Below are 14,279 nucleotides of genomic sequence, written 5' to 3'. Positions count from 1 at the left end.
GGCGTCGTTCCGCCCTCGTGCCCGACCGATCGCGTCGCTCCGCCCGCACCCCGCCCGGCGAGGAGGATCGGGCCCGCGCCGAGCGCCGGGTCCGCGCGATCGAGAGCCCGCTCGACGTCCGCCCCCGACCCGACCCGAGATTCGTCCGGCTGGAGGTTCGGAATCCGGTCCACGACACTCGGTACGATGTGGCGCTGCCCGCCTATCCGGAGCGAGAGGGGGGGTTCTGTAGCTGCACCGATTTCGCCCGGCGCGGCATCGGCACCTGCAAGCACCTCGAGGCCGCCTGGCTCTGGGTCCAGGAGCATTCCCCGGAGATCCCCCCACGGGCGGAGGAGACCCCGACGGCGGGCGACTGGGCCGCTATTGACCGGGCGCTCCGGCTCCAGGGCAAGAGCCGCGAAGCGGATCCGCTGCGAGTTCGAATCGGTGGCGCGGCCCTGCTCGGGTAAACCGGCCCGCGTCCGGCTCGCCCGGAACGGACCGGGGAGGACCGCGGCAAAGGGATCGAAGGTATCCAGGCCCCGCCCTCGGGCGGGAGAAGGGGTTGGATCGGTCGGGGGTCGCCGCGAGCCCGCCTAGCTCGACATCCCCGGCGCGCCCTTGAGGGCCCGGACCTTGTAGTACTCCGGGTCCACGATGACCTCGCCGTTGACGCCCATCGTCTCGATGGTCTTGAGGGTCTTCCCCGCGCCCGTCTTCGCGGCCTGCCAGTCCGGGATCGGGATCGAGAACTTCTTCTCGACCTCCGTCCGGTAGATCGGACCGGAGTTGTACGAGCAGAACGGGATGATCCGCCCGTCGGGCACCGAGTAGTGGATGTCGCAGCGCATCAGGCGCTGGATATCGTAGTCGTAGGCGTCCTGGAAGTGCATGTTGCCGATGTAGAGCGTCCTCCAGGTGAACTTGGCGAGCGCCTCCTTGTTCCCCTCGGTGAAGATCCCGGCGATCAGGCGCGCGCAGTCCTTCTCCGTGAGGCCCTCCGGGGCCCGCTCGAAGTCGAAGAACTTCGACACGTCGTGCAACAGCTTCGCGCCGGCCACGGCCGAGCGGACCCGCGCGAACCGCGCGTCCCGGTACTTCTCGATCATGCCCTCGACGGACTCGAAGAATCCGTCGACGTCCATGAACCGCGGGAGAGCGGTGATCTTCGAGCCGTCCTTCGACACGAAGGCGAACGTCGCGCACCCGCAGCCGGGGTGGGTCGTCAGGGTCATCTTCTCCTCGCCGTGGATGATCGAGACGAGCTCCGAGATCGGGGCGACCGACGGGACCGGGAAGAAGTCCGACTTCTCGAACGGGCCCTCCGTGCAGAGGATACGGACCAGGTCCGACTGGGTGAACCGCATCTGGAAGCGGTCCTTGTCGGGGATACGGGCGGTGAGCGCGACCGGCTGGAAGTTGACCCCCCGAACCACGTCGATGTTGTCGATGGCGAACTTGACCGTCGGCCAGATCTCCTTCTCGTTGAAGCCGCCGACGAGGGTCGGCACGAGCACGACGCTCAGCGGCTTGTCCGGCTTGCCGGCCGCGAGCTCTGCCGCGGAGGAGTGGGTCTCCCGCGCGGCCTGGATCGCCTTCTGCTTGACCTTCAGCAGCGGGACCCCCCGCACCTTGCGATAGATCTCGTCGTCGAGACCATCGAACTGGAGATAGAGAGTGTGCAGCCCCGACTCCCGGCACGCCTGAGCGAAGCCGGGCTCGTTGGCCACCCGGATCCCGTTGGTCGCGACCTGGATCTGCTTGAAGCCGAGGTCACGGGCCATTGAGACCGCGTCGAGGAAGAGGGGGCTCAGCGTCGGCTCCCCGCCCGAGAACTGGACGGCGACCGTGCCGACCGGCTTCTGCTCCCGGAGGGTCTTGAGCATGAAGTGGATCTGTTCGCGCGTCGGCTCGTAGACGTAGCCGGCCGCGTTCGCGTTCGCGAAACAGACCGGGCACTTCAGGTTGCAGCGGTTCGTCAGATCGAGCAGGGCGAGGCCCGTGTGCGACTTGTGGTGGCTGCACATCCCGCAGGTGGTCGGGCAGCCGCGGAACTTGTCGTAGTACGGGTTCTCGTAGCCGACCCCGTCGTGGGCGTACACCTCCATCCGGAGGTAGAAGTCGACGTCGTTCGAGATGATGTCCCAGAAGTACCCGTGCGTCCGGCACGTCTTTTCCATGATGACGCGGCCGTCCTTCTCGCGGACGATCGCGGGAATGACCTTGATGCACTCCGGACAGACGGACGCCGTCTTCCTCGGAAGGCCGCGGGGGGCCTGGAACTCCTTCATCACGCGCGCCGGCATTTCCTGTTCTCCCAATCGGCCAGCCTTCCGACTCGGCTCGGCCTTGGGCTGGCCACCCACTCTGTCCTACATAATTGATGTGTCGTGCGGGCGGCGACAAAACTCGCGGGCCGTGACGTGGAGTCGCACGGTGTTATTCGCTACAACCCCGACTCCCCGAGGTCGGCGCGTGCCTCGACGGCCGTCTGTGTACCCCCGGAGGGCCTACACCGATTCCGGGCCGACCGAACACTCCCCCGGGCTCCGTGGGCCACGGGCGCCAACGCCCGGAGGCGCGGCGCGTGATGGAAGGCGGACGCCGGATGGCTTATGGGCTGCCAGGTGGTCGTCTCGGGACGGCCATGCCCGCGAGGTCCCGAGCGAAGCCGCGGACGCGGCGGGCCTCGACGCGCCGAGGGACCCGCCGCTCGTCCGGCTTCGTCGGCAAAGCGGGGTCGGCGGTCCTGGATCGCTACCCTCCCAAAGACCCGTCGCTCTCGGTCCAGGGTCCTCCGGCCCCCGCCCGGCCCGCCGCGACGGCCGCGTCGCCCCCGGCCGCGGGGTCCCCCCCGGGGGCCTCGGCACCGATGCCGCTGATCTCGCTCGAGCGGCCGTTCGATGTCGACGAGTTCTCGACGCTGCTGGGGGAGACCTCGGTGCGCGTGACGGTGCCGCGCGAGGACCTCGCCGAGGTGCTCCGCCGCGTGAGCGAGTTCATGGGCTTCGGGATCTACGTCTACGCCGTCTCCGTCCGCCCCGTCGCGGGCGACCTGCTGAAGAGCTTCGTGGTCGAGCTCCAACGCGTCGACTACTCGGCCGCCAAGGAGGCCTGGGTCCCCTTCGTGGAGAAGGGGGCGTCGGACTCCCCGTTCGGCCCCTCCGGTACCCGCACCTAGGAGCGCGCGAGCCGCCCGACCTTTGCCCCGGGGGACGGGCTATGTACGGTGCCGACCTGTCGGCGCGATCATGGCGCTCGGTACGGAGAAGGACCGCTGGGAAGTGGAGCTGCGCGAGCTCCGGGAGGAGCTGAAGGTGATGCGGAGCGAGCAACGCGAGCTCGCCCGCTCGATCGACCAGCTGGTCCAGACGTTCCGCGCCATCTCGACCCAGCTCGGCATCACCGCCGAACCCTACTCCCGTCCGGACAAACGGGATCGCGACGCCGCCGGCTTCGCCTGATTTCCCTCAGCTGCCTTCGGTTCCTCGCGCCGGCGGGTCGGGGACGAGCGCCTTGCGACCGTATCGCCACTCGCCGTCGATCGGGTAGCGCCGGCGCAGGCGGGTGGTGACGGTCCCGCCGATCGCCGGCGGGTCACCGGACCCGAGCGCGACGGGTAGCGTGGCTCGGACCCCCGCGGCGAACTCCACCAGGACGACGCTGTACGGTCCGTAGGCCGTCACCTGTTCGTCAAACTCGGTCGGCTGACCGCCCGCTCCGATGCGGGTCGACGCGATCACGCGACCGCCGTCACGGGCGAGCCGAACGGACCGGCCCGGATCGGTGGACTCGCAGGCCCGGCACCGACCCCGAGGTGGAAAGGTCAGGGCACCACACGCGCCGCACTCCGCCGCGATCAGGCGCCAGTGGGCGTTCGTGGCCTCGAGGTACCGCGGCCAGGGAACGTAGGCTCCCTGGGAGACCGTGGCTCCGCCGGGGGCGGACGCCGCCGGCGCGGGAAGCGAGCGCGTGCCGGCCCGCCCATCGTATCGCCAGTCGCCCCACCGGGGGACCCGGGCGGCTGCGGTCGATGCCGCCCAGGCGAAGGCGGGGCCCGTGGAGGACGGAGCCGCGGATCGGAACGCGTCGGTCGCCACGGGGTTCGCGCCCCCTCCGCCCAGCCAGATCGCGATCGCCGCGTGCGATAGTCCGCGGTCCCCAGGGTCGCCGGTCGTGCCCGGGTCCCGATCGACGGCGAGGAGCAGCGCGGATTCGTGGGCGCTGACGCCGGACGAGAGCTTCTCCAGCGCGGCCGAGAAGGCCTCCGGGCCCCGACCGACGCACTCGATCGGCGATGGCGAGCCGAGGAATCGCGCCACGTTGTCCGCGGCGCCGAAGGCGATCGTTCCGACCACCACGACCGGGCCGATGCCTCCGAGCGGCTCGATCCCGTCCTCCAGCCGCTCGATCGCGGTCGCGAGCATGGTGAACTCGTCCTCGTCCGGATCCCCGACGCGCCGATCTCCGTCGGTGGATCGAGGAACGTAGGCGGCCGCCCCGCGGATCTCGACCATGCGATCACCCGGCCGACAGCACGGTGACGGTCGCGGTCGCCCCGGCGCCGCCCACGTTGTGGGCGAGCGCTCGCTCCGCCCCGGGCACCTGCCGGCGTCCGGCCGCGCCACGGAGCTGCAGGAATCCCTCGTAGAGCTGGCTGACGCCGCTTGCGCCGATCGGGTGGCCCTTGGCCTTCAGCCCGCCGTCCGGGTTCACGGGCAACCGTCCCCCCCGCGCGGTGGCGCCATCGAGCGTCATCGCCGCGGCCTCGCCGGACTCCGCGAAGCCGAGGTCCTCGAGCGCGAGGAGCTCGGCGATCGTGAAGCAGTCGTGTACCTCGAGGAAGGAGATGGCCGAGCGATCGACGCGGGCCTGGCGCAGCGCGGCGTCGACCGCCCAGCGCGTTGCGCCGAAGCGGGTCAGCTCGGGCCGCTCCTGGACGGCGAGAGCGTCCGTGCCCGCCCCGACGCCGTCGATGTAAACGGGCGAGTCGGTGAAGGAGCGGGCCTCCTCCGGAGCGGCCAGGAGGAGCGCGACCGCGCCGTCGCTCACGGGACAGCAGTCGTAGAGGCCGAGCGGTTCGGCGACCCGCGGGGCGGCACGCACCGCCTCCGCGGTCACGGCCTTCTGGAAGTGGGCGTTCGGGTTGAGCGCACCATTGGCGTGGTTCTTCACCGCGACCTCCACCAGGGCGTCGGCGGCGCGCGGATGGTCGGCAACGTACCGCGACGCGATGAGACCGTAGACGCCGGCGAACGTGAGCCCCGCCGCGCGCTCCCACTCCGTGTCGCCGCTCACCCCGAGCCAGTAGCGACGGCGTGCGCTCGATACGTCGGTCATCTTCTCCAGGCCCGCGACCAGCACCAGGCCGGGCTCGCCCTGCGCGGCCCGCACGCCCGCGCGCGCGGCAAACCCTCCGGACGCGCACGCGTTCTCGATCCGGCTCGCCGGCACGCCCGAGAGGCCCGCCTCCTCTCCGAGGACGGCGGCGACGTTGCCGAGCTGCCAGCCGCCGAAGCCGATCGTCGCCAGGAACGCTTCGTGGACGAGGGCGCGGTCGGCCCCGCGCTCGACGCTCGCGAACGCGGCATCGATCGCGGTCCGCAGTAGGCGCCGCGGTCCGTCCTCGAGCGCGCCGAACCGCGTGTGGCCGGCGCCGACGATCGCTGCCCGATGTCCCAACGCGCTCGCCCCGCGAACCGTCTTATCGACCGAGTCGTTGAAGCCTCTTAAGGCCGGGTCCCCGTGGCGGAAGATCCCCCGTTCGTCGTCGGCGTCTCGGGAGCCAGCGGCGCGCCGATCGCCGTGAGGGTGCTCGAGGCGCTCCACGCCGCGAAGGTGCCGGTCGCCCTCGTCGTCTCCAAGGGGGGACGCGAGGTGCTGCGCGAGGAGTGCGGGATCGACCCCGACGCGCTCGCCGCCCGGGCCACCCACGTCTACGCGGACGACGACCTCGGCGCGCCGATCGCGAGCGGCTCTCGCCTGACGCGCGGGATGGCGATCGTGCCGTGCTCGTCGAACACGGCCGCGCAGGTCGCGCTCGGACTCGGCGACAGCCTGCTCGCCCGCGCGGCGCACGTGCACCTGAAGGAGCGGCGTCGCCTCGTCATCGTTCCCCGCGAGTCGCCGCTGCCGACGACCCTGCTGCGGCACCTGACCACCCTGAGCGAGCTCGGGGTCGTCGTCCTCATCGCCGCCCCGCCGTACTACCTCCACCCCCGGTCCGTGGACGACCAGACCTCGTACCTCGCCGGCAAGGTGCTCGACCATCTCGGCGTCCCCCACGCCCTCTACCGGGGCTGGCGCGCGGAGGCTCCGTGAGGACGGGTGGACCCTTCGCGGACTGGTTCCCCGCGCCGCTCGTCGGCGTCGCGCTGCTGCTGGGCCTGTTGATCGTCTTCACGCCGTTCCTGACGTCCTATGGCCAGCCCAGCGCCGGCACGATCTTCTCCCAGGCCGAACTGATCGTCGACGGCCTCCCGGGCAACGCGACGGTCCACTTCTACGTCCGCGGCCTCGGGACGACCACGCGCTATGCCGAGATCCATCTCGGCTTCGCCTTCGGCTTTTCCTGGACGGGGGGCTGGCCCTCGGGCCCGCTGAACTGGACGAACTGGACGAACGGAACGAACGTCCTCGCGATCACCGCGAACGTCGATCAGTTGCCGGCGGCGGTGAACGTCTCGGCGCTCTACACCGCGAACGGCGCGAGCGTCCTCTACGTCGGGCTGCTCGCGGTGACGATCGGGGTCCCCTCGGGTCAGTCCGCGGACGCGCTGATCGTCGCGTCGGACACGAGCGGCATCGGTGCCTTCTCGACGCCCGTCACGGACCTCCCCGTCCCGATCACGCTCGCGAACGTCGGCTCCGGAGGCGGCCCGTGAAGCCGTCGTCGTGGGTCCTGGTGTTCTGGAGCGGCCTCATCGTCGTCCTCCTCCTGATCGAGGTCGCGGAGATCACGCACCTGTTCACGCTGCCGATCCAGCTCGCGATCGGCGACCCGCTCGCGTTCGTCTTCGCGCTCGTCGCGACCACGATCTTCGCCCTGGTCGGCGCGATCTTCATCGGCGTCTATTTCTCGGCCCGCATCCTCCGCCGCAGCGGGTTCACCCCGTTCGAGGAGGAGATGCTCCGGATGCGGGTCGACGTGCGCGAGCTCAAGGACCAGGTCGAGCAGCTGCGGGCGAGCGTCGAGCACGGCGCCGACCCGCCACCTCCGACGGGAGGGCGAACGTGAGGGTCCCGGTCCTCGACAACGGCGGGCAATGGACGCACCGCGAGTGGCGCGTCCTCCGGGACCTGGGCGTCGAGAGCGAGATCGTGGCGAACACGACCCCGTTGCGGGAGCTGCGGGCCGATGGGATCGTCCTCTCCGGCGGGGCGCTGAGCCTCGAGGGCAGCGACGCTCCGCTGGGTGCCGTCGATGGATGGATCGACACGGTGGACGTCCCGGTCCTCGCGGTCTGCATCGGCCACCAGTTCCTCGGGCGGCACTTCGGCGGTCGGCTCGGCCGGGTCGCGCCCGAGTTCGGCTCGGTCGACCTGCTCGTCGACCGACCGGACCATCCCCTCTTCGCCGGCCTCCCCGACCGGCTGCGGGTCTGGGCCAACCACAACGACACGGTCGTCACCCCTCCCCCGGGCTGGTCGGTCCTCGGCCACTCGGCCGCCTGCCCGATCGAGGCGATGGCCCACCCGGACCGCCCGATCTGGGGCGTCCAGTTCCACCCCGAGGTGGAGCACACGGAGGGCGGCCGCGAGATGTTCCGCCACTTCGTGGACGCCTGCCACCGCTAGGCCGCCCGCCGGAAATATAAACGACCCACCGCTCGGCGCCGGCGGGAGTTCATGGCCCGTCTCCGCCGGGGCTCGGGGGTCCGCGAGCACGATCTCGTCGCGCGGGCGAAGGTGCTCCGAGAGTCGGTCGACCCGCTGCTGCCCAAGCGCACCGCGGACTGCCCGCCCGAGCGGTTCGCCAAGCTACGGACCGAGCTGGAGGGCGTGCGCGAGGCCCGCGACGACGACAAGCGCCTCGGCTGGCTGACCCGCTGGGGCGATCCCCTCGCCCGGTCCTACGCCGGCCTCCTCAAGTTCTACCTCGAGCCGAGCGCCCCGACCGTGGTCGCCTTCTCGCTGCCCGACGGCGACGTCTCGTTCGCCCCGCTCGCGAAGGCCCCGCGCGAGACCGAGGTGGCGGTCCAGCAGTCCGACGAGCCGGCCCGGTTGCTCCTCGGCTACGTCGAGTGGGCCCGCCGTGGCTTCCACTTCTTCGCGACCCGGCGCACCCTCTGGTGCACCGGCCGCGACCCGACGCCACCGGCCGAGTTCAAGGCCGAGCGCATCGCCGAGCTGCCGTACCGTCTCATCGAAGACGCCGCGCACCACCGGTACGTCTGCCCGCACCTGAAGGACGGGGAGCCGCGCCCCTACCTCGAGGTCGGCTGGAACGGGGCCGGCGTCGTCTTCCGGGTGTGCCGTCGATGCGCCAAGCCCGACCGGCACCTCTTGTCCAGCCTGTCGGACGGGGCCGCGGTGCCGGACCCGGCGCAGGAGTTCCCCGTCGATGCCCGCTGGAACGCGCGCTGCAAGGGCGGTCCGGACTGCGTGCACGCGCGCCTGCCCGAGCTTCCGCGGCCGCTGCGGCGTCGTTACGACCTCGGCCGGCTGAGCGACGGCCAGCTGCTCGACGCCTACGCCGACGAGATCCGACCGCGGATCGAGGGCACGAACCGGCCCACGCTCGTCGCCGGCGGGGTCTGCTACGGCGCCCAGCTCGACGCGTTCGTCGAGGCGCTGCAGGGGACGGCGCTCGAGCGACGTGCGGTCGAGCGGGCGCTGGCGCACGTCGACGGGTACTTCGAGGTCGACGAGCCGATCGCGAGCCGGGCGCTCGAGCGCCTCTGGGCGGAGCACGCGGAGGAGATCGTGCGCACGATCGTCCCGGACCCGGAGGAGGCGCGGCGGTGGATCGCCGAGACCCGCGCGTCGCCCGGTCGCGTCGCCGAGCTCCTGAAACGTGCCCAGCGCCGCAGCGAGGAGCGGCAGGTGCTCGACGAGCTCCCGCGCTACCGCCGCCTCGCCCGGGAGGCGGCGTGGGTGGACCGGATCGCCCGGGAGTACCGGATCCACGGGGAGGGGCTCGCCGAGCGGGCGATCGTCCAGTCGCTGCCGGCCGAAGGAAAGGAGCGCGGCCTCGCGTACGGCCTGCTGCTCGCGCTCGGGCGGGCGACGAACCACGCCTGGCAGTTCTCCAAGACCGAGCAGGAGTTCGGGGCGGCGCTCGCCGACCGGGCCCGCTCGACCCTCGCCGCCCCCGCCGCGCGCTACCACGCCGCCCTCGACGCCCTGCTGCAGGCGGCGGGCGTCGCGGACTGGGGCGAGCAGGCACCGGGCCCGGGCGCCGACGCGCCGGCCGACCCCCTGCCGGGCTCAGGTTAGTCAAAAATACTCGGGGATTCCTTGCATTCAGCGTCCGCGTACGGGTCTTCGGGAGGCCGCGGTCCGCGGACGGGACGCATGGCCAGCTCGGGCGCACCGTCGGCATCCGCCGTCGTGGTCGCCGGCGACGAGGAGACGCGGGTGCTCCTGCGGGGCCTCCTGCGGCTCCACCACTTCCGGGTCGACGGCGAGGCCGACGGGGTCACCCAGGGCATCGAACTCGTCCGGGAGCACCACCCGAACCTCCTGGTCGCGGACGTCAACGTCGCCGAGGGGAGCCCGGGCACGCTGGTCGCCGAGGCCCGTCGCATCGACCCCTCCGTCCGGGTGATCCTGGTCGCACCTGCCTCCCGTCCGCCCGCGGTCCCCACGGGGTCCGAGAAGGGTCCGGACGTCGTCCTGCTGCGGCCGTTCCGCATCCGCCAGTTCGCCGAGGCCCTGCTCGGCCCGAGCGGCGGATCGAGGACCCCGGCCTAGGCTCCGGGCGCCGCTCGGGGCCAGCGGAACCGTTCGATCGCCGCCGCCTCCTCGAAGTGGAGCTCGGGCGCGGTCACGACCAGCGCGTGCATCGGCGGGCCGAAGTCGACCTCCGCGAGGCCCGCGGTCGGCGCCCACCAGCCCTGCGCGTCGTCCCGGCCCACCCGCGCCACGACCGCGACGGGGCCCGTCGCGGGCAGCGCGGTGGCCTCCGGGTCCCGATCGCGCAGCAGCCCGAGCGCCTCGTGCGCCGACAGGAAGCGCCCCTCGGCCGGTCGCAAGTCGAGCAGGACGAGGCTGTGGAGCCCGCGGCCGCGGTTCTCGGCGATCTGCTCGACCGGGGAGCGGGGGGCGAAGCCGGGCTCGGGGAACGGAAGGGAGACGGTCCGGCCGAATCGATAGTGCATGAGACCGAGGAGGCCGGCCGCCGCGGTGAGGATGCTCGCGTTCGGTACGTAGCGCCAGGCGTGGCCGGCGCGCTCGGCGGCCAGCCGTAGCGCGACGTGGGTCGTCGCCGCGAACGGGTCCCCGACGACGAGCAGGCTCACCCGGGCCCCGTCGTCGAGCGCGGCGAGGATCGGGCGCTCCGACTCGACGAGCGAGCGGTCCAGGCGCTCGATCGGCCGGGCGATCTCGAGCGCGAGGCGCTCGAGGGTCCCGGCCGGCGCGACCGCGGTGTACTCCTCGGCGAAGACGCGCGCGCTCTGGCCGAGCACCTCGAGCGCACGGCGCGAGAGGCCACGCTCGTCGCCGAGCCCGAGGCCGACGAACCACAGCTCGCCCATCGCGCGGCGCCCGGGGCTATCCGCGCAGGGCGAGCACCGGGCACGGCGCCGCGCGGAACAGCTCCTCGAGGAAGCGGCGGGTCAGGAGCGCCCCGCCTCCCACCTCGCCCTCCTCACTGACCAGCAGCAGACCGAAGCGCTCGCGCTGGGCCGCCTGCACGATGAGCGCGGGGATGCGGGCCCGTCGGAGCACCGGACCGGCGAGCGGGACGTGCTTGTGGACGATGGCGATCCCGCGGGGCGTCGTCTCCTCGCGGATGCCGTCCATCGCGCTCCCGCCGGCGGGACCGATCGAGACCGTCGTCACCGGGACCCCGTCGTTGCGCACCGCGATCTCCTCGGCGACCCGGATCGCCTTCGGCACCGGCGTGGCCCGGAACGACGGGAGGACGATCCGCGGAATCTTCCCCGCGGCGAGCGCGAGGCGGTTGACGATCAGCACGTCCGCGTGGGCGTGGTGGAGGATGCCGCTCGCGGTGTGGCCGACGAACGGGTTGCGGCTGCGCTTGCTGCCCCGCAGCGTCATCAGGATCGCATCGACCCCGTGGGTCTCGGCGCTCTCGAGGATCTCCCCCGGCACGTCGGTGGAGGCCCGCACCTCCGGATCGACGCGCACGTCGAGCGCGGCCCCGGCCTCGTGGGCGGGGACGACCAGGTTCACCGAGTTGCGCCACTCGCGCGTCACCTCGGGCAGCGTGGTCGCGGGGATGATGTGCAGGACCCGGATCTCCCCCTCGGCGTCGAGGAGCATCGCCCCGAAGCGGATCAGCGGCTCGACCTCGCTCGGCTCCTGGGCCGGGATCAGGATCTTGGCGTACATCGTTAGCGGCCCTCGAGCGGGAGGAGCGCGACGTCGAGCGCGAGGACGTCCACGTAGGCGACCCCGATGTAGGGGATCGGCGGCTCGGTGATGTGCTCGTTCACGAAGCCGGTGAGGAACTCCACCGTCAGGTTCGAGGCGGCCGCGACCCGCGGAACCTGCACCAGCACCGCCTCGGGGGTGAGGTCCGGGTCGACGCTCGAGCCCGACCACGACACGAACCAGAACGGCAGGCTGGCGTTCACGGTGAAGTTCCCATACTCGCGCATGTAGGCAAGCGTTTCGTTCAGCAGGGCGGCGAGCGCGGGGTCCGTCGGACCGGGCGGCGTGACCGAGCCGAGCGTGGTGTTGTAGTCGGTGGCGCTCGGCCGCTCCCAGAACAGGTACGGGGCGCTCGTGTTCTGGGCGATGAGCTGCGAGCCCACGATGGTGCCGTTGGGATCGCGGATCAGCGAACCGTTCGCGGCGCCCGGATCGATCACCTGGGCGATCCCGGTGATCACGAGCGGGTAGGCGAAGCCGCTGACGAACAGGGTCAACAGGATCAGCACCACCGTCGCCCGGACGTGACCGGCGCCCGAGTGCGCGGGCGGGGGGCGCGGGGCGGGCCCCGCGTCGCGGCCGGCGCCCGCCGACGGGGCGCGCCCGCTCGCGCTCACAGCCCTCCGAGCGGCAGGTAGTGCGCGACGACGGTCCCGATCTCCTGGACGAGCGGCTGGGTGGCGAGCCAGGCGAGGAGGAGGTACAGGAGCTTGATGCCCACGAACGCGCTGACGAGCCCCCCGAATCCGTAGTAGATGAGGTGGCGGCGCAACAGGTCGATCGCCGGGCGGGGCCGGAACGGCACGCCGGCGAGCGCGAGCGGGATCAGCAGCGGGATGACCAGCGCGTTGAACAGGAGCGTCGCGAGGACCGCGAGCTGCGGGTTCGAGAGCCCGAGCAGGTTGAGTAGCGCGACGCCGGGCAGGCTCGCGGCGCCCGCGGCGATGAAGATCGCCGGGATGATCGCGAAGTACTTCGCGACGTCGTTCGTGATCGAGAAGGTCGTCAGCGCGCCGCGGGTGATCAGTAGCTGCTTTCCGATCGAGACGACCTGGATCAGCTTGGTCGGATCGTTGTCGAGGTCGACCATGTTGCCCGCTTCCTTCGCCGCGCTCGTCCCGCTGTTCATGGCGAGCCCCACGTCCGCCCGCGCCAGCGCCGGAGCGTCGTTCGAGCCGTCCCCGCTCATCGCGACGAGGCGGCCGGCGGCTTTCTCGCGCTCGACGAGGGTGAGCTTGGTCTCGGGTTTCGCCTCGGCGACGAAGTCGTCGACGCCGCTCTCGCGCGCGATCGCGGCCGCGGTCAGTCGGTTGTCGCCGGTGCACATGATCGTGCGGATCCCCATGAGGTGGAGCTCGCGGATCCGGTCGCGGATGCCGGGCTTGACCACGTCCTTGAGCACGACCAGGCCCACGGCGCGCCGGTGGGCGCTCACCGCGAGCGGGGTCATGCCCTGGCGCGAGACGTCGGCCGCGGCCCGCTTGAGCTCGGGCGGCAGGACCGTCCCATAGGCCTCCATTGCCTGCAGCGAGCCCTTGTAGAACTCGGTGCCGTCGCCGAGCGCGATCCCGCTCATGCGCCGCTCGGCGGTGAACGGCAGGACCTTGATCGAGGCGGGGTCGAGGCGGCGGACCGCGGTGCCCCGACGCGCGGCGAGCCGGACGATCGACCGGCCCTCGGGCGTGTCGTCCAGGCTCGAGCTGAGCATCGCGGCCTCGACCAGGGTGTCCATCGGGACCTCGGGGCCTGGGACGAACTGGACCGCGAGGCGATTGCCGACCGTGATCGTCCCGGTCTTGTCCAGGATCAGCGTGTCGAGGTCGCCGGCCGCCTCGACCGCCTTGCCGCTCTTGGCGATCACGTTGGCCCGCGCGACCCGGTTGATGCCCGAGATGCCGATCGCGGGGAGGAGCGCCCCGATCGTCGTCGGCATGAGGCAGACGAAGAGCGCGATGATCGTGGCCAGGTCGACCGCGACGATGTTCGTGAAGTTCGCGATGTAGACGAACGTCACCACGACCGTGAACAGCGCGACCGTGATCGCCGCCAGGAGCACCGCGAGGGCCAGCTCGTTCGGCGTCGGCTCGCGCTCCTGACCCTCCACCAGGCGGATCAGCCGGTCGAGGAACGACTCGCCCCGCACGGCGCTCACCCGCATCCGAATCGTCCCCTGGACGACGCGCGCGCCGCCGAGGACGCTCGTCTTGTCGCCGCCGCTCTCGCGCAGGACGGCCGCGCTCTCGCCGGTCATCATCGACTCGTCGATGAGCGCCGCGCCCCGGATCACGTCGCCGTCGATCGGCACGGGCTCGCCCGGTCGGATCTCCACGGTGTCGCCGACCCGCAGCACGTCCGCCGCCACCCAGCGGGTCGTCCCGTCGGGCAGGACCTGGCGCGCGCGGATCCCGCTGCGGATCTCGCGCAGGCTGTCGGCCTGCGCCCGGCCCTGCGCCTCGGCGATCGCGTCGGAGATGTGGGCGAACCAGAGCGTCAGGAACAGGATGATCGAGACGCTGAGGTAATAGCCGGGGGTGTAGAAGCGCGCGATGTCGGGGAAGGCGCGTGGGAACACCGTGAGCACGAGCACGAAGACGAAGAGGACCCAGACGACGAACATCATCGGGTTGTGGACCTCCCGGCGGGGGTCGAACTTGCGGAACGAATCCGCGAGGACCCGCCGCACCGACGTGTGCGGGGTGCGGCGGACCGACACCTGGGCGCCCGGCTCGGCCATG

The 14,279-nt window shown here is 72.0% G+C and carries 16 protein-coding genes; 9 read left to right on the top strand and 7 right to left on the bottom strand.

The genetic code is table 11. The features are described 5' to 3' along the window. Positions 1 to 452: hypothetical protein (locus VEL82_01295; GenBank protein ID HXW66510.1), on the top strand; the 452-nt coding region annotated here is incomplete at its 5' end. A 126-nt stretch (positions 453 to 578) separates the two neighbouring features. On the opposite strand, the gene VEL82_01290 is transcribed toward VEL82_01295, so the two are convergent. Then, a complete protein-coding gene (locus tag VEL82_01290; protein HXW66509.1) occupies positions 579 to 2,288 on the bottom strand; it encodes a radical SAM protein in 1,710 nt (569 codons plus the stop codon). Positions 2,289 to 2,854: 566 nt separating this feature from the next. On the opposite strand from VEL82_01290, the gene VEL82_01285 reads away from it, so the two are divergent. Together VEL82_01285 and VEL82_01280 are read left to right on the top strand one after the other, a co-directional pair. Beyond that, on the top strand, positions 2,855 to 3,163 hold the full coding sequence (locus tag VEL82_01285) for a hypothetical protein (GenBank protein ID HXW66508.1): 309 nt from the start codon (positions 2,855 to 2,857) through the stop codon (positions 3,161 to 3,163). Between the two features lie 70 nt (positions 3,164 to 3,233). After that, positions 3,234 to 3,446, top strand: a complete 213-nt coding sequence (locus VEL82_01280) for a hypothetical protein (GenBank protein ID HXW66507.1) — start codon at positions 3,234 to 3,236, stop codon at positions 3,444 to 3,446. 6 nt (positions 3,447 to 3,452) lie between these two features. Here the strand turns inward: VEL82_01280 and VEL82_01275 are convergent, their stop codons facing one another. Together VEL82_01275 and VEL82_01270 are read right to left on the bottom strand one after the other, a co-directional pair. Then, complete coding sequence (locus tag VEL82_01275) at positions 3,453 to 4,499, bottom strand: zinc ribbon domain-containing protein (protein HXW66506.1); 1,047 nt, start codon at positions 4,497 to 4,499, stop codon at positions 3,453 to 3,455. A gap of 4 nt (positions 4,500 to 4,503) precedes the next feature. Further along, complete coding sequence (locus VEL82_01270; protein HXW66505.1) at positions 4,504 to 5,664, bottom strand: 3-ketoacyl-CoA thiolase; 1,161 nt, start codon at positions 5,662 to 5,664, stop codon at positions 4,504 to 4,506. Between the two features lie 63 nt (positions 5,665 to 5,727). On the opposite strand from VEL82_01270, the gene VEL82_01265 reads away from it, so the two are divergent. From VEL82_01265 to VEL82_01240, 6 genes are all read left to right on the top strand, one after another. Further along, entirely contained in the window at positions 5,728 to 6,303 is a 576-nt protein-coding gene (locus VEL82_01265) for a UbiX family flavin prenyltransferase (protein ID HXW66504.1), read from the top strand. Further along, positions 6,300 to 6,866 carry a hypothetical protein gene (locus tag VEL82_01260; protein HXW66503.1) on the top strand — a complete coding sequence of 189 codons (567 nt, stop codon included), beginning with the start codon at positions 6,300 to 6,302 and terminating at the stop codon, positions 6,864 to 6,866. Before VEL82_01265 ends, VEL82_01260 begins: the two co-directional genes overlap by 4 nt. Continuing rightward, positions 6,863 to 7,219 (top strand): hypothetical protein, encoded by a 357-nt coding sequence (locus tag VEL82_01255; protein ID HXW66502.1) that lies wholly within the window; start codon positions 6,863 to 6,865, stop codon positions 7,217 to 7,219. The genes VEL82_01260 and VEL82_01255 overlap by 4 nt, the downstream gene beginning before the upstream one ends. Beyond that, complete coding sequence (locus VEL82_01250) at positions 7,216 to 7,779, top strand: GMP synthase subunit A (protein HXW66501.1); 564 nt, start codon at positions 7,216 to 7,218, stop codon at positions 7,777 to 7,779. Before VEL82_01255 ends, VEL82_01250 begins: the two co-directional genes overlap by 4 nt. Before the next feature lie 51 nt (positions 7,780 to 7,830). Continuing rightward, a complete protein-coding gene (locus tag VEL82_01245; protein ID HXW66500.1) occupies positions 7,831 to 9,420 on the top strand; it encodes a hypothetical protein in 1,590 nt (529 codons plus the stop codon). Between the two features lie 78 nt (positions 9,421 to 9,498). After that, a complete protein-coding gene (locus VEL82_01240) occupies positions 9,499 to 9,897 on the top strand; it encodes a response regulator (protein HXW66499.1) in 399 nt (132 codons plus the stop codon). Here VEL82_01240 and dph5 read toward each other — a convergent pair. Genes dph5 through kdpB form a run of 4 tightly spaced genes read right to left on the bottom strand, consistent with a single transcriptional unit; the run spans position 9,894 to position 14,278 of the window. After that, the gene (dph5, locus tag VEL82_01235) at positions 9,894 to 10,682 is read right to left on the bottom strand and encodes a diphthine synthase (protein ID HXW66498.1); all 789 of its coding nucleotides are present in this window, start codon (positions 10,680 to 10,682) and stop codon (positions 9,894 to 9,896) included. The genes VEL82_01240 and dph5 overlap by 4 nt on opposite strands. 16 nt (positions 10,683 to 10,698) lie before the next feature. Continuing rightward, positions 10,699 to 11,502, bottom strand: a complete 804-nt coding sequence (locus VEL82_01230; GenBank protein HXW66497.1) for a universal stress protein — start codon at positions 11,500 to 11,502, stop codon at positions 10,699 to 10,701. Positions 11,503 to 11,504: 2 nt separating this feature from the next. Beyond that, on the bottom strand, positions 11,505 to 12,161 hold the full coding sequence (locus tag VEL82_01225; protein HXW66496.1) for a potassium-transporting ATPase subunit C: 657 nt from the start codon (positions 12,159 to 12,161) through the stop codon (positions 11,505 to 11,507). After that, a complete protein-coding gene (kdpB, locus tag VEL82_01220; GenBank protein ID HXW66495.1) occupies positions 12,158 to 14,278 on the bottom strand; it encodes a potassium-transporting ATPase subunit KdpB in 2,121 nt (706 codons plus the stop codon). The genes VEL82_01225 and kdpB overlap by 4 nt, the downstream gene beginning before the upstream one ends. Position 14,279: the final 1 nt, after the last annotated feature.

It is taken from the genome of Thermoplasmata archaeon, assembly GCA_035622275.1.
Taxonomy (GTDB): domain Archaea; phylum Thermoplasmatota; class Thermoplasmata; order Lutacidiplasmatales; family UBA184; genus Lutacidiplasma.
This window is presented reverse-complemented; position numbering and strand designations above follow the sequence as displayed.